General features: G+C 44.2%; 23 protein-coding genes. 10 read left to right on the top strand and 13 right to left on the bottom strand.

Going from position 1 to position 18,845, the window contains the following annotated elements:
• Nucleotides 1-5: 5 nt before the first annotated feature.
• Nucleotides 6-197, bottom strand: a complete 192-nt coding sequence (ytzI, locus tag F6X55_RS17330; protein ID WP_035427266.1) for a YtzI protein — start codon at nucleotides 195-197, stop codon at nucleotides 6-8.
• A gap of 166 nt (nucleotides 198-363) precedes the next feature.
• Between ytzI and F6X55_RS17325 the strand changes: the two genes are divergently transcribed.
• Complete coding sequence (locus tag F6X55_RS17325; protein WP_153464953.1) at nucleotides 364-786, top strand: pyridoxamine 5'-phosphate oxidase family protein; 423 nt, start codon at nucleotides 364-366, stop codon at nucleotides 784-786.
• Between the two features lie 155 nt (nucleotides 787-941).
• Here F6X55_RS17325 and F6X55_RS17320 read toward each other — a convergent pair whose 3' ends face one another.
• The gene (locus tag F6X55_RS17320) at nucleotides 942-2,075 is read right to left on the bottom strand and encodes a zinc-dependent alcohol dehydrogenase (RefSeq protein WP_153464951.1); all 1,134 of its coding nucleotides are present in this window, start codon (nucleotides 2,073-2,075) and stop codon (nucleotides 942-944) included.
• Nucleotides 2,076-2,486: 411 nt separating this feature from the next.
• Here F6X55_RS17320 and F6X55_RS17315 point away from each other — a divergent pair, with 411 nt between their 5' ends.
• Nucleotides 2,487-3,287 (top strand): SDR family NAD(P)-dependent oxidoreductase, encoded by an 801-nt coding sequence (locus tag F6X55_RS17315; RefSeq protein ID WP_153464949.1) that lies wholly within the window; start codon nucleotides 2,487-2,489, stop codon nucleotides 3,285-3,287.
• 135 nt (nucleotides 3,288-3,422) lie between these two features.
• On the opposite strand, the gene F6X55_RS17310 is transcribed toward F6X55_RS17315, so the two are convergent.
• The 7 genes from F6X55_RS17310 to F6X55_RS17280 form a co-directional block, all read right to left on the bottom strand.
• Entirely contained in the window at nucleotides 3,423-3,707 is a 285-nt protein-coding gene (locus F6X55_RS17310) for a DUF3784 domain-containing protein (RefSeq protein ID WP_026571476.1), read from the bottom strand.
• A gap of 223 nt (nucleotides 3,708-3,930) precedes the next feature.
• A complete protein-coding gene (locus F6X55_RS17305; RefSeq protein ID WP_153464947.1) occupies nucleotides 3,931-4,866 on the bottom strand; it encodes a nucleoside hydrolase in 936 nt (311 codons plus the stop codon).
• Nucleotides 4,867-4,937: 71 nt separating this feature from the next.
• Nucleotides 4,938-6,143: an MFS transporter gene (locus tag F6X55_RS17300; RefSeq protein WP_153464944.1), complete on the bottom strand. Its 1,206-nt coding sequence runs from the start codon at nucleotides 6,141-6,143 to the stop codon at nucleotides 4,938-4,940.
• Between the two features lie 6 nt (nucleotides 6,144-6,149).
• Nucleotides 6,150-6,563, bottom strand: coding sequence for a MarR family winged helix-turn-helix transcriptional regulator (locus F6X55_RS17295; protein ID WP_026571479.1), 414 nt, complete (start codon nucleotides 6,561-6,563; stop codon nucleotides 6,150-6,152).
• A 180-nt stretch (nucleotides 6,564-6,743) separates the two neighbouring features.
• Complete coding sequence (locus F6X55_RS17290; protein WP_051381974.1) at nucleotides 6,744-7,436, bottom strand: lysozyme family protein; 693 nt, start codon at nucleotides 7,434-7,436, stop codon at nucleotides 6,744-6,746.
• A gap of 107 nt (nucleotides 7,437-7,543) precedes the next feature.
• A complete protein-coding gene (locus F6X55_RS17285; RefSeq protein WP_026571480.1) occupies nucleotides 7,544-7,819 on the bottom strand; it encodes a hypothetical protein in 276 nt (91 codons plus the stop codon).
• Nucleotides 7,820-7,838: 19 nt separating this feature from the next.
• Nucleotides 7,839-8,390, bottom strand: coding sequence for a hypothetical protein (locus tag F6X55_RS17280; protein ID WP_051381975.1), 552 nt, complete (start codon nucleotides 8,388-8,390; stop codon nucleotides 7,839-7,841).
• Nucleotides 8,391-8,618: 228 nt separating this feature from the next.
• On the opposite strand from F6X55_RS17280, the gene F6X55_RS17275 reads away from it, so the two are divergent.
• Both F6X55_RS17275 and F6X55_RS17270 read left to right on the top strand, forming a co-directional pair.
• Entirely contained in the window at nucleotides 8,619-9,032 is a 414-nt protein-coding gene (locus F6X55_RS17275; protein ID WP_153464941.1) for a M67 family metallopeptidase, read from the top strand.
• Nucleotides 9,033-9,066: 34 nt separating this feature from the next.
• A complete protein-coding gene (locus F6X55_RS17270) occupies nucleotides 9,067-9,204 on the top strand; it encodes a hypothetical protein (protein ID WP_153464938.1) in 138 nt (45 codons plus the stop codon).
• A gap of 367 nt (nucleotides 9,205-9,571) precedes the next feature.
• On the opposite strand, the gene F6X55_RS17265 is transcribed toward F6X55_RS17270, so the two are convergent.
• The 3 genes from F6X55_RS17265 to F6X55_RS17255 form a co-directional block, all read right to left on the bottom strand.
• Nucleotides 9,572-9,934 (bottom strand): DUF1360 domain-containing protein, encoded by a 363-nt coding sequence (locus F6X55_RS17265; protein ID WP_026770940.1) that lies wholly within the window; start codon nucleotides 9,932-9,934, stop codon nucleotides 9,572-9,574.
• Between the two features lie 90 nt (nucleotides 9,935-10,024).
• Complete coding sequence (locus F6X55_RS17260; protein WP_026571482.1) at nucleotides 10,025-10,480, bottom strand: GNAT family N-acetyltransferase; 456 nt, start codon at nucleotides 10,478-10,480, stop codon at nucleotides 10,025-10,027.
• Between the two features lie 31 nt (nucleotides 10,481-10,511).
• A complete protein-coding gene (locus tag F6X55_RS17255) occupies nucleotides 10,512-11,477 on the bottom strand; it encodes a sodium:calcium antiporter (protein WP_037328941.1) in 966 nt (321 codons plus the stop codon).
• A 167-nt stretch (nucleotides 11,478-11,644) separates the two neighbouring features.
• Between F6X55_RS17255 and F6X55_RS17250 the strand changes: the two genes are divergently transcribed.
• The 4 genes from F6X55_RS17250 to F6X55_RS17235 all read left to right on the top strand — a co-directional run bounded on the left by F6X55_RS17250 (nucleotide 11,645) and on the right by F6X55_RS17235 (nucleotide 15,840).
• The gene (locus tag F6X55_RS17250) at nucleotides 11,645-11,983 is read left to right on the top strand and encodes a hypothetical protein (protein ID WP_153464936.1); all 339 of its coding nucleotides are present in this window, start codon (nucleotides 11,645-11,647) and stop codon (nucleotides 11,981-11,983) included.
• Nucleotides 11,984-12,645: 662 nt separating this feature from the next.
• A complete protein-coding gene (gene katA / locus F6X55_RS17245) occupies nucleotides 12,646-14,103 on the top strand; it encodes a catalase KatA (protein ID WP_026571485.1) in 1,458 nt (485 codons plus the stop codon).
• A gap of 248 nt (nucleotides 14,104-14,351) precedes the next feature.
• On the top strand, nucleotides 14,352-14,600 hold the full coding sequence (locus F6X55_RS20275) for a hypothetical protein (RefSeq protein WP_237648703.1): 249 nt from the start codon (nucleotides 14,352-14,354) through the stop codon (nucleotides 14,598-14,600).
• 631 nt (nucleotides 14,601-15,231) lie between these two features.
• Nucleotides 15,232-15,840 (top strand): DNA-3-methyladenine glycosylase, encoded by a 609-nt coding sequence (locus tag F6X55_RS17235; protein WP_037328931.1) that lies wholly within the window; start codon nucleotides 15,232-15,234, stop codon nucleotides 15,838-15,840.
• 296 nt (nucleotides 15,841-16,136) lie between these two features.
• Here the strand turns inward: F6X55_RS17235 and F6X55_RS17230 are convergent, their stop codons facing one another.
• Nucleotides 16,137-16,589: a DUF2188 domain-containing protein gene (locus tag F6X55_RS17230; RefSeq protein ID WP_026571487.1), complete on the bottom strand. Its 453-nt coding sequence runs from the start codon at nucleotides 16,587-16,589 to the stop codon at nucleotides 16,137-16,139.
• 410 nt (nucleotides 16,590-16,999) lie between these two features.
• Here F6X55_RS17230 and ectA point away from each other — a divergent pair, with 410 nt between their 5' ends.
• Nucleotides 17,000-17,476: a diaminobutyrate acetyltransferase gene (ectA, locus tag F6X55_RS17225; RefSeq protein WP_272914954.1), complete on the top strand. Its 477-nt coding sequence runs from the start codon at nucleotides 17,000-17,002 to the stop codon at nucleotides 17,474-17,476.
• A gap of 50 nt (nucleotides 17,477-17,526) precedes the next feature.
• Nucleotides 17,527-18,795, top strand: coding sequence for a diaminobutyrate--2-oxoglutarate transaminase (gene ectB, locus F6X55_RS17220; protein WP_026571489.1), 1,269 nt, complete (start codon nucleotides 17,527-17,529; stop codon nucleotides 18,793-18,795).
• Nucleotides 18,796-18,845 lie beyond the last annotated feature (50 nt).

Raw genomic sequence — 18,845 nt, 5'->3', positions numbered from 1 at the left:
TCCGATCATCCAGTCCGGTTATCCTGTTCATTCGCTTCCTTTTGTTGTTCCATCTCATTCCTTTGATGTTCTGCCAAGTCATCCGGATGCGGATCTACTTGATGTTTATAAGCATACCCTTTTGAAGTGGTCAGCAAAGATAATCCGATGATCAGGGCCACCACGATCACGCAAATAATGGATACCATTATCATCATAGTCCGTTTTACTCCTAACATTTAATGTTTTCGCATCATAGTATACCACCGTTTCCCTTCTCCGCCTATAATAGTTCTTCGGAATTAAAGGCAATAATTTGTTTAGGCTGCCGGAATAATAGGTATCATAACAAATACATGGATAAACCAAAGGAGTGACAAAAGAATGGAACAACATCAAATTAAAGATAAAGCAACCAGTATCCTGGATAGTAATTTGATCGGAACGATGGCTACAGTCAAAGAGGACAAACCATTTTCACGCTATATGACCTTTTTCAATGATGATTTCACGTTGTATACTGCCACCGACAAGGAGACTCATAAAGTAGATGACATTGATAAAAACAACCGGGTCCACATCCTGCTTGGATATAAAGGAGAGGGGCTGGAAGATGCCTACTTGGAGATTGAAGGCACAGCAGCGATCAAAGAGTCGAATGACATCAAGAAAAAATTATGGAACGATAAATTGGAAGCATGGTTTGAAGGGCCGGATGATCCTGAGTATGTTGTGCTGGAAATCAAGCCCATTGAAATCCGATTGATGAATACCAAGGAAGGCAGTCCGCAACTATTGGAATTGTAACCGTCTAAATTGTTTTTTGGTGAATCCAACGACCCCTTATCCAAAGTTGGACAAGGGGGCATTTGTTTTTCCACCATAACCTTCCTTTTACTTGAGCAGGATGGTCTTGTTTTATTCTTCATCAACATAATGGGATAGGCATGGTTCGGTTATTTTTATGGCTTCAATACCACTTTAATATTCCCGTCGGTCTTCTCATCAAAGATTTTATAGGCATCGGCCGCATCCTTCAAGTCCATTCGATGAGTGATAATATCGGTTGGATTGACATAGCCATTTTCCACCATATTGTACAATTCAGGCATTAAATGAATCACTGGAGCTTGTCCCATTTTCAACGAGACATTGCGAGAGAAAAAGTCCCCGAGCGGAAAATCATTTGCATTGCTGCCGTAAACCCCGGTAAGCTGGACTGTACCAAATTTACGGACAGCCTGCGAAGCTGTGACGATCGGACGAATAGTTCCAACTTGATTGTCCTGATCAGAGCCAAACGACTCTCCTTTAGGAACTGTCCCGTCCATACCGACACAATCGATAACGACGTCAGCGCCGCCCTTGGTTTTTTCATTAAGCAAAGAACCAAGCTCACTGTTATTGCTGAAGTCGTATGTTTCGACGTTGTTGACTCTTTTGGCATGTTCCAGACGATGTGGTACCTGATCTACACCAATCACCCGATCAGCACCTTTCAGCCAGGCAAACTTCTGAGTCATCAGTCCGATTGGTCCACATCCCAAAACGACTACCGTATCGCCGGATTTCACTCCACTGTGTTCGACGCTCCAATAAGAAGTTGGAATGACGTCAGACAAAAACAGTACGCTTTCGTCATCCAGTTCACTGTTTTCTGGAACTTTGAAAGAAGTAAAGTCCGCATAAGGCACACGTAAGTATTCAGCTTGGCCGCCTGGATAATTTCCGAACTGTTCAGAGTAACCAAATAGCGCGCCGGCATCTCCATGTGGATTGGAATTATCACACTGACTCTCCATCTGGTTTTTACAATAAAAGCATTCACCACAGCCAATATTAAATGGAATGACGACACGATCGCCCTTTTTTAAATTGTTCACTTGGGAACCGACTTCCTCCACAATTCCCATCGGCTCATGACCGATGACATAATCTTCTCCTAACGGGATACTTCCCTTCATTAAGTGCAAGTCAGATCCACAAATACCCGTGGCTGTTATCCTTACAATGATATCTGTATTTTCATGAATCCTCGGGTCCTCTACCTGTTTAACTTGGATATTATCCTTTCCCTGAAAGGTTACAGCTTGCATCGATTAACACTCCCTTTCTATTTACACTACTAATTGCCACACAACCTCCGTTCTAAACCTGATGAGGAAAGAGAGAATCAGGAAGAGGGTCCAGGAAGAGGGTCAGTCCCTCCCTTTGATAATCCAGGCTAAACACCCTGGTAAATTCCCCGGTAGGGACTGACCCTCCCGGCATAGTTTCGACATAATCCGACCTTATCGGGGACTGTCCCCTCTTCTTGTAAAGACCTGTCACAACAAGGTTTTCGCCATGTATAAGTCCGCTTTTGGGGTCTGTCCCTATCCAACCCTGTCAAAAGGGATAATGAATGATTTTATTGAAAAAGGGACTGACCCCCACAAGCGTGGTTAAGTGGGGTTATGATGGGGAAATGGTTAGGGTAAAGTATTTCAGGAAAGGGTGGTTGGTATATGGGTGTATTCGCTTCTAATGCGTTGCAAGGGGAGCACGCCTTGATTACTGGTGCTACTGGCGGGATTGGTTATGAAACCGCACTAGCTGCTGCGGAAATGGGAGCCAATTTGACGATAACGGGAAGAAATGAAGAGAAGTTGAAGCAATTGAAACAAACAATCAGCACGAAACAACCGGACATTCACGTGCTTGCACACCAGGCGGACATTAGCGATGAACAAGAGCTCCACAAACTTGTAGCCTCATCTCGGCAAGAAATCGGAAATATAACACTGCTCGTCAATTGTGCAGGCATCGGCGGGGGCGGGCTCGTCGAGGAGCTGGACCAGGAAGAAATGGAAAAAATCATGCACCTGAACTATACGGTGCCCGTCCTGCTTTCCCAGCAGGTATATAAACAAATGAAACCCCGGGGAAAAGGTGCAATTGTCAACGTTTCTTCGTTGTCTGGTCTAAGAGGGACTCATGGAAACACGGCATACTCTGCTTCGAAGTTTGCATTGATTGGGTTCACTCATTCTTTTTCCCTGGAGGCAATCGAGCATGGTGTACGGGTAAACGCAGTCTGCCCGGGATATGTAGATACGAGTATGGGAAGAAACGCAATCAAGCGCAAAGGGGAAAAACAAAACCGCTCTTTTGAAGAGCAGTTAAAAATTGCCGAAGAAGGACTCCCCTCCGGCCGCATCACAAAACCTGAAGAAGTTGCCAACACTATATGCTTTTTGTTGACGGATGCAGCCCAAAACATCGTCGGTGAATCCGTTAAAATTTCCGCAGGCAGTGTCAGACGCTAATCATTCCAGCAAAAAGCCAATCCAGTTATATCCGCACATGGCAAAAGAAAATCATGACAAAAATACGTTTGGATTTGAAATCCATGCGTATTTTTTTCTCCCTATCGACATTAGCAACTCGCAGTTCCGTAAAAGCTAGTCAAGTAATGTTCGGTTGATAAACAAGTACACACTTCCCAATAAAATCAACATGACACTTACAAGAACGGCATTTTCATAAGGGTAATCGATCATGCTGCTTACAACTACCAACAAGCCTAGAGGGAGGAAAAAAAAACCGCCCGCCACTTTTCCTAATAACTCTTTGTTTTTTATCGCTTTTTCATTGAAACCAGCTAAAAGACTCGTTTGTTTTTTCACCCCTACGAGATACGAAACCACTAAAAGCGCTACCCCAATAATCAGTAAACCGTAATCCATCATTTCTCCTCCTAATTCTGAATTTATAACCATTACTAGCGTTACGAAACAGCGTTCAAAAGGTTTCTTTTTTATGAAATTCCGGCAATTATTTCAAATCTACATCCATCCCCTTACCTTTGGGACAACTCGATCATTTATCCATTAACATCAAAAATTGGAGAAAGACCAGGTCGGCAATGACCCGGTCTTTCTCCGCTAACAAATATCCTATCTGCTCTGCTCACTTTTTAGCCAACTCTGCAATATAAGCAAAAAACTCTTCTGCAGCCACATCATAAACCAATTGAACCGGTCGTCCTTGTTCGTCCTCCGACGTTCTACCTTGCTTCGGAAATTCTGTATGAACCTTGCTATAAACGGTTTTCGCCTTGACTAAATCCGGATTTCCCAAGGAAGCCGTGGTCAACACATCCCATAAGTAATAAGTGGAATTTGTTTCTTCATACACAAGTGGCGGAACAGCCGCATATGCCTGCCCAAGAAAGTCGATTCCTTCATATCCGCGAAGGGCTGCCCAATCATTCCTTACTTGAGGAGTCAGCGGGACTTGCTTGGTACTTTCCAGCGCCACCATCTCGATGAACAAGCCGCTATTCCACACTCTGGCCGCTGCCTCTGGGTCCCAAAACGCATTCCATTCGGCTGTACCATCATGTTCCGGGTCTTCCACATTGCCTTGGGACTGGAAAGTTCCTCCCATCCATACCAGCTTTTCAATTTTTGCTTCAATATCCGGTGCTTCCTCCAGAGCTCTTGCCAAATCAGTCAGCGGTCCTGTGAACAGCAACGTCGTTTTTTCCGGATTGGACCGGATTTTTTCAATCATATGCTGATGGGCAGGCAAGTAACTGACTGGCGCCTTCATCATGCTTCCCTCATTCAAAATCGGGAGTGCATCTACATGGAAGGTATGCATCCTCCATTCCTTTGGAAAAGGATGCACTCCTCGAGAGTTAGACTTTGCCACCTGAGTAAACCCGCCTTTGCCAAACCGGTCGATAATCTTTCTGCTGGCACGCACTCCTGCTTCCAAATAGCCATCAGCCGGTATCACGGAGACACCAAGCAACTCGACATCTTCCATTTTCAACAATAAGTATAGGGAAACGAGATCGTCGACCCCTGCATCGTGATTGAAATAAACTTTTGTGGACATTCTTTACCCCTTCCTATCTCCCAACAGGTTACATTCATCTCTATCCTATCATACCACTTGCCAGGGCCCAGTTATTCTGCCTGCCGCAATGACACCCCTTGATCTCGCTGCTTTGATTTCGCTTGATAAAAGAAAAACAGACCCATAACTGCCACGGGAATCACGGCACAAAGCAAGTAAATGTTCGAAAAATCCATATAAACGACAAGCATGCCCAAAACATAGGAGCCGAGAGCGATCCCCGAATCATATAAGGTGAAAAAAGTAGCTGTTGCATGGCCACTGCGGTGATTGGCTGCTGTCTGGACCGCCATGGTTTGAAAACTCGGCAGCAGCGACCCGTATCCGAGACCGATCAGCGCAGCTGAAACTAATAGCATCCACGCTGAATGGGTGATGCTTAATGCAGCAAGTCCTATTGCAAAAATCAATAAGCAAGGCAAAATGACAAAGCTTGCCCCTTTCACGTCAAACGCCCTTCCCAAATAAGGCCGGGTCAAAATCATGATCATAGCAAAAACCACGAAAAAATAACTGGAAACTGCAGAAAGACCGAGAGAGCTTGCATACACGGAAATGAACGAAATAATGCTTGAGTAAGCAAAAGCCACCAGACAGCTGATAATAGCAATCGGCAATGCCTTCACCTCGAACAAATCATGAATGCTCCATCTCTGTTTACCCGCTGGTTTTGCCTTATCCAATTCCTCGGGCACATGCACAAGACAAGCGATGACTGTACCGGCGGCCATGATCAGGCTGAGCGCCATGAACAGGCTCAGAAACGAAGTATACTGCAACATCGTCAAGCCGATAAAGGGACCAACTACGACAGCAATGTTCATCGACATGGCAAAATAGCCAAGCCCTTCTCCTCTCCTGGCGGGAGGAATCACATCAGCGGCTATCGCGCCCGTGGCTGTGGTGACCACGCCAAACGAAAGGCCATGAAAAAAGCGAAGCACCAGCAAACCGGAAAACTCGTCTACCCACATATACAAACAGGTAGTTACTGCAAAAAGAAGGACACTGACAAGAAGTATCCGCTTTTTTCCTGCCGCTTCCAGTAATTTGCCGGAAAAGGGACGCACGATGATGGCCGAAATCAACATAATCGTGACCAACAACCCTCCTTCCGCTTCATTGCCGCCAAGTTCCTCGATCACATACATCGGCAATGTCGTCAGCAATGTATAAAAGGCGACAAACACCATAAAGTGGGTTAACGAAATACTGACAAAACTCCTGGTCCATATCGGTTGTTGCTTATCGGTCATACATCCTCACTCCTTATTCCCTACTAACTGCAGCAGCTGAAGCAGTTCATTTTGTTGTTCTTTTGACAATCCGTTCAGCATTTCATCTTCAAAAACTTCCATCATCTCTGCGACTTCAACCACCTTGTCGAAAGCATTTTCGGCAATCCCGATGATTTTTTCCCGTTTATCCTGTCCTTGCCTCCGGTTCACCCACTCCTTGCTTTCCAGCCGTTTAATCGTTCTCGTCACAGTCGGCGCCTCTACATGCAAATACTGCCAAATCGCCGTGAGCGTCATGGGACCATTATGATAAAGACAGAAAAGGATCGACCATTGCGAATGATAGAGTCCATATTCTCTCAATCTTTCATCCATGTGTTTATTTAAATAACGTACCTTCTGTTTTAATAAATGAATCGGCTTCTTTTCTTTCTCCAACTGCTAACACCCCTTTTATTTACCTAGGTAAATATTTTCATGAGTTCTACCATACGCTTTTTCTCCCAAAATGTAAAGAGGGGAAATATAACATAAAAAAACCGGACGGGATCGAAAAGTGGATTTCGAAATCATCGTCCAGTTTCTTGCATTTACTTCTATGCATTTGTCCAGCCGCGGTTACTCAGTCGAAGCCGCCAGTCTCACGTCGTCTGTGTCCGTTTTGGTTTTTGCATCCTCGTAATAAGCGAGCACGGCATCAACGTACTTAATATCCCCGTAACAGGCATTCAACTCTTTGGATTCCTGTCGAATACAACGGAAATCAATGGTAGATTTCAATTTTTTGTACATTTTTTTCGAATAGTCAACCGCCAGGTCTTCCGAATATTTCCCACCATGGTCTTTTACATACCCGATAAAACCTCTGCCAAAATTATAGGATTGCAGAGCAAGTTTCACATCGCCGTCTGCCTCTTCCAAGACACCGGCGAAATACTTCGTCCCTTGTTTTATCGAGACCTCCGGATTCTCAATACAGCCTCTTTCACCACAATAGCTTTCCGAAGCCTGCATCGGGTCGGTTCCTCTTCCTCCCGACTCTTGCATCATCAATGCCAATACTACTCCAGTATATTCTTCCAACTCATGCTGTTTTAAATATTCTTGCACAAGCGGTTTGTACTCTATGACTTCCTTTGACAGCTGTTTTCCCGACATTTCTGGATTACTGGTTTCATGCTGGTTCTCATAAAGCAAAAACAACACGGCAAAACAAAAGAACATACCTGCAATCACAGCCAGCGTTTTCAATCCGCTTCTTGCAAAACGGTATGATAACGAGGATTTACGAAACAGTTTCCTTTTCGGCATCTTCTATCATCCTATTTACCTATCCTTTTAAGAGATTTTTATCTCAATCTATTATATCAAAAACAGGAAAGAGTTTCGCTGTCAATACATGCCGTTCCGTAAATTCGTCATTCCATCTGTCGCAAGGTTTCAATCAATTGAGTGAATTGACGTTTGTTGGTTTCGATGGCCGACTCTAATTCCTTTTCCACATCCGCTGGCAAACTTTCCGATACGGGAGCTTTTTGTTCATACTCCCCTCCCTCTCTGTCGCTCTTCATTTCAATCAATAGCTGAAGAATAGACAAATCAATGATTTCCTTATCCGATATTTCTGTTTCATTATCGGCAACATACCGGCTGATTGCTCCGGACAAGATCGGCCAGAGTTCATGTTTTGCCAAGCCAGCCCCCTCCTTTGCATCAAATTTCCCCGCTAATGTTAAGTTGGTTCAAAGCTGTTATACCTTCAGTTTCAAGATTACAGTAGACGAAGCCTTCTACGACCATTGTATAATGGTCGTCAGCTTTCCATTTTAGCTGGAAATTGGAGAATGACACGCTTTCTCCCGGTTGCAACTCACCCTTCCCAATCCGTTTAAACCAATAATCTTCTTCGCTTTCCTGTTCCACCCGTTCCCACTCACTCAGCTGGCGCGACGAGGCATTCGAATTGGGAAGATGGTATTTACCCGAGAAATCATAAGGAACCGAAGTCCGTATCCTCAAACAAACACTAAGATCATGGACCGGCTGACTGCCTGTGTTTTTTATGTGGAAATCGCCGAACAATATGTTTTCTCTCTTTTTATGGTGGGCTGCATGCAGGGATGAAGTGAAATAACTTGTAAGCCGTGGAAATGGCAATGTCCGGTTTTGTTTTTCCTCTATCAACTGGCTTATTTGATTCAAATACGCAGCCGTCTGTTGATTCCAAGCGGTCAATTTTTCCTTTAATTCTTCATACCCAGCCAATAGTACTTCCTCCCGACACATTGTAATAATTGCTTACCATTTCCATCCTATGCAGGATGGAAGCGGAATATTAACGAGCGCGGAAATTCAAACGAATTCTGTAAAAGGCAAACTGAAGCCCGCTCCAAATCTCGCTACCACTCATATACAAAAAATATAAGGTTTATTTCAGCAATAAAGGAGCATGGAGGATGAACATGCAAGCACTTGGAATGGATAAACAAAAATATGTCTAGACCGGTGGAAGCCATCTATTTGCCGGCCTATCTGGAAAAAAGAATGATCCAGCATACCCGTGAATGTCTTCCCTTTGAAACATGCGGACTGCTAAGCGGAACATCGAACCATATTTCTTCCATCTGGGAACTGGAAAGTGAAATCAAGCATCGCTACCGCTACTTCGTCAGTAAAGACGCAGTCGACAAAACGATGAAAGCTGTCCGGTCAAAACAGGAAGAAGTTTTAGCAATCTACCATTCTCATCCAACAGCACAGCCGGTCCCATCCAAAGAAGACATTCTCCATCATCCTGAATCGCAAGTCTGTATGCTGATTGTTTCTTTACAGGCGGAACCAGCGGTGTGGCAAGGATATACCATTGTCGACAGCCATTACTTTCACCGGCCGATCGTAGTTGTTTGAAAGAATTTAAAATGCCCAACAAGGAGTGGATACCATGAAAATCGAATACCTAAGTGGCAAAAAAGGGGTCAAAGCAGTACCAGCTCAACAAGTTGCTGCCGGAAATTATGTCGCCAAAAAAACAGGCGGATGCGGCTGTAAAAATTACGGAGTCAAGAAAGTCCATCGTTAATAACGACTTTCAGTTTTATACTCCGAAAATTTTCATTGCGCCCTTCCCGAAACAGGAAAGCAGCATATAAAGTAGTTAAGGCCATCTTTTTTCCAAAAAAAGAAAGCCACAGAGAACCGTAAATAGATTAAAGACTTATCATTTCTCTGGAGAATGAAAAAGGAAGGAGTGGTCAGTCATGACCGAACAAATCGAACGGAAGAAAACAAATAGAAGGAAGTCACGATCCAGAAGAATGCGTGCTGCAAGCGGAAAAGGATGCGGGTGCGGTAAAAGCATTCGAAAAGTAGCAAACAAAGGATAAAACAACATAACGCCAGAAACCCTAGCTGGTCATAAAGCTAGGGTTTCCTTCATTTATCGGCGTTTACTGTTCCGTCTGGCTAAGAAAAAAGCTGACCAGCACTTCCAGCAGCGAAGAGATTGCAGCTACAGCCAGAATGATGATGAGCGGCATGAACACAACCGGCCAGAATACATAACCACCATACAAACAGGCTGATGACCAAACGCCCGTACACCATTGACAACTCAATAGCTCTCCAATGAACCGGCGGACTCCTCTTCCTTTGATATAAAGAACGAATTCAGTAGTACCGTCAGCTGACGTTTCTTCCTTTTCCTCATGGAAAGGGGCCCGGATAAAACGAGCGATGTCATCATAGACAAGCAACCTTGTTAATCGGAATGCCGCCAGTCCCAGCAGACCCAGCATGAACCATGAAATCATCCGCTTCACCTCTGATCATTGTTCTCTACTATCCTATTCAACGATCAACAGATGAAATACTACATCAACAAAAAACAGGCTGTTATCCCTTTAATCGATGGTCTGCAGCATGGTCAGGGTTATTCCCTGTTGCACGGTTATTTCTTTGATTTTGGCAAACCCCCACTTTTCATAAAAGGCGATGGCGGGAAGGTTTGCCGTGCCAGTAGTGACTGTCACAGGTTTCGACTCACGGACTATCTTGTTCAGGAAAAATTGCAGGAGGGATGAAGCAACTCCCTTGCGAAAATGCGCAGGTCCAACGAACAACCTGGACAAAACAAAGCGGTCATTTGATTGTTCGAACGCCAGAGCACCAAGCAGCAGCTCATTTTCGTAATACCCAAGAAATGTTTCCCTACTGTCCTGGATGGATTCTATTGTATCTTGCAAAGGAGGGATCCCATCGAATTTTATTCGTTCAGCTTCTATCCGATAAGCCGGTATTTGCACCTCTAGCAATTGGGCTGCTGTTTCCGACTCGGTATGGTCCAAAAGGACAATCATCCCTTCACTTCCTTTTAACGTATTACTCTTACTATAGAATAAAAACGGTAAAAAGGATATAACTGAAAACCGCGAGAAGCGAAGGCAGCGAATAAGTGAAACCATTTTTTGTCCGGTCCCTTTTCAGCAACAGCAATATGGCAAAAGTGAGCAGACAGCCGACAATCGCCGTCCACATATTCATGGAGTCGCCAGCTGCCCAAATGCTTCCGTGCCGGTAAAAACCATCAGATATCGTGACCACAAAGATATTGAACAAGTTACTACCCAATATCGCTCCAATCGCCAAATTGATGTTTGCTTTCCGCAAAGCCACATAAACACCGACAGCATCAGGCAGTGACGTTGCCATAGCAATCAGCAAACTGCCGACAACCGTGGCGGAAATCCCTGTCGTACTAGCCATCCAATCGCCGGAGATGCTTAAACCACTGCCCGAGAAAAAAATGATACCTGCATAGAAAACAAATAAGGCAATTACTTTTCTCAAGGACATGGTCCCTTCCTTTTCCGGAACCTCCACTTCTTTCTTTTTATCATTCCGTTGTTTCATCGAAATAAGACTAATTCCGATAAAATAAACAGCCGCTATAACCCAGCTGGTCTGCCCGATACCAATGTAAGACTGATCAGACTGGAAATATATCGCCAGACCTGCAACACCCCCCAAAACCAAGGAAAGCAGCCCGGTATGAAAGTGATTATCCGATACGCGTAAAAACAACCGATGCTTACGAAAATAAAGATCGAGCAAAAACAATACCAGGAAGTTGAAAATAACACTCCCCAATCCATTGCCTATCGCAATATCAGCATTTCCGATTACAGCCGCAGAAACGGTAGCAGTAAGTTCCGGAAGCGACGTCGCCACTGCCAGCAGCAGGGTGCCCGCAAGCATGCCCCCAATCCTGGTTTGCCTGCTGATCATGTCGGCATAGGTCGATAGTTTAATAGCTGAGAAGACGGATAGGACAGCTGTAACAAAGAAAATAATCATCGATAGCAAAACAATTCCCCTTTACAACAAAAACTGATTTTCTTAGATACCCTTCGAGCTTTACCTGCAAACAAGTGGTATTTCTGGCGAAGGCTTTTTATTTACAATTGTTATTTCATGTATTATCATTTGTTTTTACATACTAACTAAAAGGAGGTGAGCAAACGATGAAAAGAATACACATCGCAACCATTCTCGTAATCTTTTTATCTACCTTGTCCATCTCTCTTTCTCCTCAACCCAACATCCACCCATCCAAAGGTTTTATTGATGAAAGTACTGTCTTCTTGTTCGATGCACACGTGTCTCCTGATAACGAAACAACCTCCAAAGATTCGAAAATTATCAATCTGGCGCTTCTGGCTTTTCTTACAGCCGCATTCGGAACGGTTTATCATTTCATCAGGAAACGGACAGCCATTAAGCAGTGGTATCCACATTATGTGACCGTCTTTTATCAGTCCTCCTATTTCCGCAACCATCGCTTCGACCTCAGAATCCTTTAAATATAGGAGGTTGATCAGTGATGTTTGCATTGGTGCGCTTTTTATTGATCGGAGCTTTTTCATTTTCCGCTATTTGCCTTTTCACCTATCAGGGAATTGAAATCTTCCATTCCATCCGTACATTTTTTAAATAAAATCATCTAATAAACGCCCTGACACAGGGAAGGAAACATAAAGAGCAGGGAGTCGTTCAACGAACACCCTGCTCTTTTAGTACAAAAAGACTATTTTGGCAACAAGGAAAAATAATTCTCCTTTCTTTATTGCAAATGATTATCATTATCATTTATAATGGAGAGGTAGTACACTTTCCTATGCTTACTTTTACAGAAGTAAAAGGTACTCTCTAACGTGATGGCTTTTGTTACCCCCCAATATAATAATTGTTTCATCCCCCTTGAGTACCTTGATCTTCTTTTAAGACTGTCGGTTAGACAGTCTTCTTTTTTTGACTTGTCCCTTCCTGCAACTTTTCCTTCTCTTATCAACACGTTCCCTCAATCGATAATTTTCCCGGGATTATGCATAGTGGCTGCTTATGAAACGTATAATCTACCGATTAGAATGATTAATTATTTAAAATTATTATAATTAAACATTGATTTTTAGTAGATTTATATTATAATTATATTTGTACTAAGTTAAGGAGAGGTGTTATGTAGATGGCAAATGATAAAAGATACTTAACAAATGCTGCTGGAGCTCCGGTTGGGGACAACCAGAACTCCATGACTGCCGGTCACCGCGGACCGACATTGATTCAAGATGTACACCTGCTTGAAAAACTGGCCCACTTCAACCGAGAAAGAGTGCCAGAGCGTGTCGTCCATGCGAAAGGTGCCGGAGCTCATGGCTACTTTGAAGTCACAAACGATTTATCTAAATATACAAAAGCTGCTTTCTTACAAGAAGTAGGCAAACAAACCCCGATGTTCATCCGCTTTTCCACGGTTGCAGGTGAACTGGGCTCTGCTGATACAGTTCGTGATCCACGGGGCTTTGCTGTCAAGTTTTACACAGAAGAAGGCAATTATGATTTAGTGGGCAACAATACGCCTGTCTTTTTCATCCGCGATGCAATCAAGTTCCCGGACTTCATCCATACACAAAAACGCAATCCGGCAACACACTTGAAAGATCCGAATGCAGTTTGGGATTTCTGGTCCCTGTCTCCTGAGTCACTGCACCAGGTAACAATTTTGCATTCTGACCGTGGAATTCCAGCCACCTACCGCCATATGGATGGTTTCGGAAGCCATACGTTCAAATGGACGAATGCCGAAGGTGAATCTGTCTGGGTAAAATATCACTTTAAAACTAACCAAGGCATTAAAAACCTGGATACGGACTTGGCTGCTAAACTTGCCGGGGAAAATCCGGATTATCATATCGAGGATTTATATAATGCCATCGATAACGGCGACTTCCCTGAATGGACTGTCTACGTTCAAATCATGCCGATTGAAGATGCCAATACCTATCGTTTCGATCCTTTCGATGTCACAAAAGTATGGTCTCATAAAGACTATCCATTAATCGAAGTTGGAAAAATGGTGTTGAATAAGAATCCGGAAAACTACTTTGCAGAAGTAGAACAGGCAACGTTCTCTCCAGGAACATTGGTACCCGGCATTGAGCCGTCCCCGGACAAAATGCTGCAAGGCCGTCTGTTCGCCTATGCGGATGCTCATCGTTATCGTGTCGGCGCCAACCACCAGGCATTGCCGATCAATCGCTCTCACGCTGAAGTAAACAACTATCAGCGCGACGGTCAAATGCGCTTTGACGGAAACGGCGGCGGTTCCCTTAACTACGAGCCAAACAGCTATGGTGGACCGCAAGAAGCACCTGAAACCAAACCGGCGGCTTATGAAGTTTCCGGAGTGGCAGACAGCGTAGCTTACGATCATAACGATCACTACACACAAGCCGGTGACTTATACCGCTTATTGAGCGAAGAGGAGCGTACTCGTCTTGTGAACAACATCGTCGAGGGCATGAAGCCTGTTGAAAAAGACGAAATCAAGCTACGCCAAATCGAGCATTTCTTCAAAGCTGATCCTGAGTACGGGACTCGCGTAGCTGAAGGTCTTGGTTTGTCAGTACCTGTAAAAGCATAAGCAACAATCAATATCTAATCCATTCCACATTGCTTGCCGCCCATTTTTGGGCGGCTTTTTTTATGAAAAGATAAAAAAGGGGGACGCTGTACCTTAGATGTGGTGGCTCTAACATGAAGGTGATTGGCTCTATACTGAATGTGGTGGTGTCCCCTGTTGTGATGGGTGTTCCTGCAGTGTGCAACTCATTCCCTCTCTCTTTGTTACCCTAAAGTTGCTGACACCAAAGGAAAAAGAGAGGGATATGAGTGCAACGTCATATTATCGTAGAATTACTGGGGATTAAAGATAAACAAGTAGATGTATGGAATATAGAGGAAGAAGGAAGCGCCTTAAGAGTAGAGCTTTACACAAGACAAAGGCAACAAAAGTGCCCGTTCTGTAAAGAGAAAACAAAACAGGTACATGGGTATAGAAATCAAGCCATCCAAGGTCCTGTTTTGTCCAACAATGATGAGAAGACAGCCGGAAAAGGGCTGGAAGAATGTGTGAAGTAGATGCGTGCTTCAAACATAGAGGCATTTCCCGTGTAAGAAAAACGTTCATGCGTTGGAAACAAGAGATTTTACAGTCATTCATGTATCCATTTCATAATGGTATATCGAGGGAATAAACAATACGATAAAGGTTTTAAACCGAGATTCCTTTAGAATCAAAGACTTTGAACGATTTAAGCATGAAACTTCATGGCAGCAAGCGGTTAAAAAGGCTCTGTAGAGCGAAATAGCGTAGCAGAGGAAATAAGCGAGACTCCTGCGGAAAAACGGGCGGCCGAGACCCCACAGCGGGCTTTGCGAGGGGGCTCGGGCGTTCGTCCGCGGAAAGCGAGTTTATTTCCTCTGCGGTCTGAGTAAAATAGCTGTTTTTAGATTGAGCCTTTCGATAAAGAGAGGGTGGAAGAAAAATCACACCGCCACATTTGACAGAGAACCCGGTGATTCCTGATTCACCTTCCTTGTTCCAGACTAGCACGCCGAGATTCCGAATCTGCTAATCGGCGCTGATTTATATTCAGAAACATTCCCAATTTAAGAAGCCTCGTGTTTGCTCCTTGAAGGCGCACTGTGTATTATGCAGTTAGTAGATACTTTAACAAATGGAATCCCGCCTAGTTAGGAGTTTTAGTTGATGAGAACGGAACAAGAAACCTTTTCTCCATTGCCTCTCGATTTTTATGAACAGCCAACCCTGCAGCTCGCCCCCGCCTTGCTAGGATGTCTCTTGGTGAAAGAAACACCGGAAGGTATTGCGTCTGGAATCATTGTGGAAACAGAAGCTTACAAAGGTCCATTTGACCGGGCGGCGCACAGCTTCAAAAGTCGGCGCACTAAACGCACGGAAATCATGTTCGGCGCATCTGGCAAGGCTTATACTTATGTCATGCACACGCATTGTCTTGTGAATGTTGTCAGCGGTGGAACCGATGTTCCGGAAGCAGTCCTGATCCGGGCTGTCGAGCCATATTCCGGCCTGCCCCTGATCCGCTCCCGCCGGCCAAAAATCAAAAGTGAACGACAACTGACCAATGGGCCCGGAAAGCTTTGCAAAGCTTTGGGCATTACAATGGCAGATTACGGCCATCGACTGGACCTGCCCCCATTATGGATCGCCTCCGGACCGGATCGAGACAAATTTGTCACGGAAGCAGGACCGAGAGTAGGCATCGACAATACAGGTGAGGCGAAATTCTATCCGTGGCGTTTCTGGGTTCGAGACAACCCGTTCGTGTCTAGATAAAAAGCAGCTGGGATTTCCCTCTTCTCCGTCCGTTTTTTTTGAATCTGCATAAAGGAAGCTTCATAGCCACACTTCCTTTTATGCAGGGGTTTGATAGATGTTTTTCACCGCGCTTTCCCCTGACAAAGCTCACCCAGCCTTAGAAGGAACAAAAACACTTTCTTACAAAATAAGAAAAACCGAACGAATTCGAATGTTTACGACTTCGAATCATCGTCCGGTCTTTCTTCATCCCCTACGCTTTTATCCCGCCGAAATTCATAGGAAAAATCAGCAGTTAAGCTGCGGAACTTTACTCAGGAAAAACTGTGCCGTTTTTCGACATCTCCATTTTTCTTGTGGATTACCGCCTCTGTTCCCTTGTTTTCAGCAATCTCTTTCGCCCGTTCGACGGCATCCGATTTTTTGTCGAAAACCTTCGACGGCTTTTTGGCATCCTTGGCTTGTACAGCCCAGCCGTTTTCATGGGCTACCACATGCTCCCCTTCATCCATCAACTCTGGTCGCTTATCATACTGCTCATCTTCTTCGGAACGTGATTGAGGGTCGCCTTCCTCCTTATACTCATCGATTTCTTTTTTAGAAGCATTGTCATACCACTCTTTTGCCTGGTCTGTGGCAATAGGGATCGCCCTTCCTTCATCGTATCCCTCATCAAGCATTGCGTTGGCAATATCGATCGCCTTTTTCCGGATAACTGGTTTGAAATTTTTTAATGAAGCAGGATAGTCATTCATCGTCCAAGGCATATTTACCACTCCTTTTTTCCGTAAGGATTTATATAAATAGTTTTCCCCTTCCCTGTTCCCCTAAACCTTTTGAAAGAGTCACAGGATGAAACCCTCAGGCATGTTGATCCAATCCGTTCAAGGTGCCCCGTCGAGAATGATATTAACCAACCTGGTAAGTGAACAGATAAATTAAAATTGTTAGAAAAATTAACAATATAGGAGCATTCTTCTGTTTTTGACTAGCTGTTTGCTTCTAAGCATGACTTAGCATGTATAATGCCTTTTAATCAAGTTTATTGATATTTGAGTAAATTTACCAACTCTCCTATGATTATTAATGTGCTTTGTAAAAATGAAAATAACCATTAAAGGAGGCACTTGCTATTAACAGTTCAAGCGTAACTGCGACTGCAGATGCAGCTGACAAACTGTCATTCAGTAAACCAGCTGTCGAAGACGGCGCAGCAATGTGGGAATTGGTAAACAATTCGACGCTCGATCAAAACTCCGTATATAAATATATAATGATGAGTGAGTTTTTTGCTGAGACTTGCGTAGTTGCCAAAGAAAATGATAAGTTAGTCGGCTTCGTTACCGCATTTATTCCTCCAGAGCGTCAAGACGTGGTGTTCGTGTGGCAAATCGGCGTTTCCTCAAACCAACGGGGAAAAGGAGTTGCTTCCAGGCTGCTCCAGGAATTGGTCAGCCGTGATGCCTGTCGGGATGTCCACTTTGTCGAAGCGACGGTCACCCCTTCCAATGACGCGTCTCAATCTTTATTCCGCGGCCTTGCCAAAAAGTATAATACAGGCTGCCATGTAGAAGAGTTATTTCCAGAGGAACTGTTTCCGACAGACGACCATGAAGGGGAATTGAGTTTCAGGGTCGGTCCGATTGAAAAGTAAACTGACTTCCGGAAAACATTCAGACAATCATAACCAAGGAGGATTTATAAATGAGCCAGACAAATTTATCAATTTTCGAAAAGCTGGAATCTGAAGTAAGGAGCTATGTACGCAGCTTCCCTACTGTTTTCAATAAAGCCAAAGGGGAAAAAATCTGGGATGAAAATGGAAACGAATACTTGGACTTCTTCTCAGGAGCCGGAGCCCTGAATTATGGTCACAATGACAACAAAATGAAGGCTAAGTTAATGGATTACATTATGGATGATGGAATTACCCACTCCTTAGATAAAGCATCAACAGCCAAAGCTGAATTCCTCACCAAGTTCCATGATGTCATTCTCAAACCTCGTGAATTGGATTATAAAGTAATGTTCCCTGGACCGACAGGGACGAACACAGTGGAAAGCGCCTTGAAACTGGCAAGAAAAGTCACCGGCCGTACAGATGTAATCAGCTTTACAAATGGCTTTCACGGAATGACCATTGGATCGCTATCCGTGACAGGTAATTCCTTTAAGAGAAAAGGTGCAGGTGTTCCGTTGCAAAACGTGGTGACCATGCCTTATGACAACTTCGTCAATGATGACCTGGATTATCTTGAGCGATTCCTTGAGGAAGCGGGCAGCGGAGTTGCTATCCCTGCAGCCATGATTCTGGAAACCGTTCAAGGGGAAGGCGGAATCAATACAGCCCGTTTTGAATGGTTGAAACGCGTGGAGGATATTTGTAAGCGCTGGGACATCCTGCTGATCATCGATGATGTGCAAGCAGGAGTAGGAAGGACCGGGACATTCTTCAGTTTTGAACCAGCAGGCATCAAACCAGATATCGTATGTCTTTCCAAGTCTTTGAGTGGTTATGGACTTCCATTCGCTGTGACCCTTATCCGTCCGGATTTGGATATTTGGGAACCAGGAGAGCATAACGGCACTTTCCGCGGTAACAACCATGCGTTTATCACTGCCGCAGCGGCTTTGGAATATTGGGAAGATGCAGATTTTGAAAAGAACATTCAAGTCAAGGCCAAAATGGTCCGGAACTTCCTGGACAAAATGGTGGAGAAATACCCTGAGCTAAAAGGAGAAGTCCGCGGAAGAGGGTTGATGACCGGCATTGCGTCCGAAGTGGACGGTCTGGCGAACAAAGTGGCTGCAAAAGCGTTTGAAAACGGTCTGATTATGGAAACTTCCGGTCCAAAAGATGAGGTGTTCAAACTATTCCCTCCGTTGAATATAAAAGAAGAAAATCTGGAAAAAGGCTTTGCCATCATAGAAGAGAGCATTAAAAGCCTAGTGAAAGAACCAGTAGCCAACTAATCGCTAAACTGTGCTATACAAAGAAGCTCCATATGAACCAAACAACAAAT

The sequence above is a fragment of the Sediminibacillus terrae genome, assembly GCF_009602435.1.
GTDB lineage: Bacteria > Bacillota > Bacilli > Bacillales > Amphibacillaceae > Sediminibacillus > Sediminibacillus terrae.
Note: the sequence above shows the minus strand (reverse complement) of the source record. Positions and strands in the feature narration are given on the sequence as shown.

Coding starts and splice junctions, on each gene's coding strand:
- ytzI (WP_035427266.1), bottom strand. CDS start 197: ATGATGATAATGGTATCCATTATTTGCGTGATCGTGGTGGCCCTGATC.
- F6X55_RS17325 (WP_153464953.1), top strand. CDS start 364: ATGGAACAACATCAAATTAAAGATAAAGCAACCAGTATCCTGGATAGT.
- F6X55_RS17320 (WP_153464951.1), bottom strand. CDS start 2,075: ATGCAAGCTGTAACCTTTCAGGGAAAGGATAATATCCAAGTTAAACAG.
- F6X55_RS17315 (WP_153464949.1), top strand. CDS start 2,487: ATGGGTGTATTCGCTTCTAATGCGTTGCAAGGGGAGCACGCCTTGATT.
- F6X55_RS17310 (WP_026571476.1), bottom strand. CDS start 3,707: ATGGATTACGGTTTACTGATTATTGGGGTAGCGCTTTTAGTGGTTTCG.
- F6X55_RS17305 (WP_153464947.1), bottom strand. CDS start 4,866: ATGTCCACAAAAGTTTATTTCAATCACGATGCAGGGGTCGACGATCTC.
- F6X55_RS17300 (WP_153464944.1), bottom strand. CDS start 6,143: ATGACCGATAAGCAACAACCGATATGGACCAGGAGTTTTGTCAGTATT.
- F6X55_RS17290 (WP_051381974.1), bottom strand. CDS start 7,436: ATGCCGAAAAGGAAACTGTTTCGTAAATCCTCGTTATCATACCGTTTT.
- F6X55_RS17275 (WP_153464941.1), top strand. CDS start 8,619: ATGTCTAGACCGGTGGAAGCCATCTATTTGCCGGCCTATCTGGAAAAA.
- F6X55_RS17270 (WP_153464938.1), top strand. CDS start 9,067: ATGAAAATCGAATACCTAAGTGGCAAAAAAGGGGTCAAAGCAGTACCA.
- F6X55_RS17265 (WP_026770940.1), bottom strand. CDS start 9,934: ATGATTTCATGGTTCATGCTGGGTCTGCTGGGACTGGCGGCATTCCGA.
- F6X55_RS17260 (WP_026571482.1), bottom strand. CDS start 10,480: ATGATTGTCCTTTTGGACCATACCGAGTCGGAAACAGCAGCCCAATTG.
- F6X55_RS17255 (WP_037328941.1), bottom strand. CDS start 11,477: ATGATTATTTTCTTTGTTACAGCTGTCCTATCCGTCTTCTCAGCTATT.
- F6X55_RS17250 (WP_153464936.1), top strand. CDS start 11,645: ATGAAAAGAATACACATCGCAACCATTCTCGTAATCTTTTTATCTACC.
- katA (WP_026571485.1), top strand. CDS start 12,646: ATGGCAAATGATAAAAGATACTTAACAAATGCTGCTGGAGCTCCGGTT.
- F6X55_RS17235 (WP_037328931.1), top strand. CDS start 15,232: ATGAGAACGGAACAAGAAACCTTTTCTCCATTGCCTCTCGATTTTTAT.
- F6X55_RS17230 (WP_026571487.1), bottom strand. CDS start 16,589: ATGCCTTGGACGATGAATGACTATCCTGCTTCATTAAAAAATTTCAAA.
- ectB (WP_026571489.1), top strand. CDS start 17,527: ATGAGCCAGACAAATTTATCAATTTTCGAAAAGCTGGAATCTGAAGTA.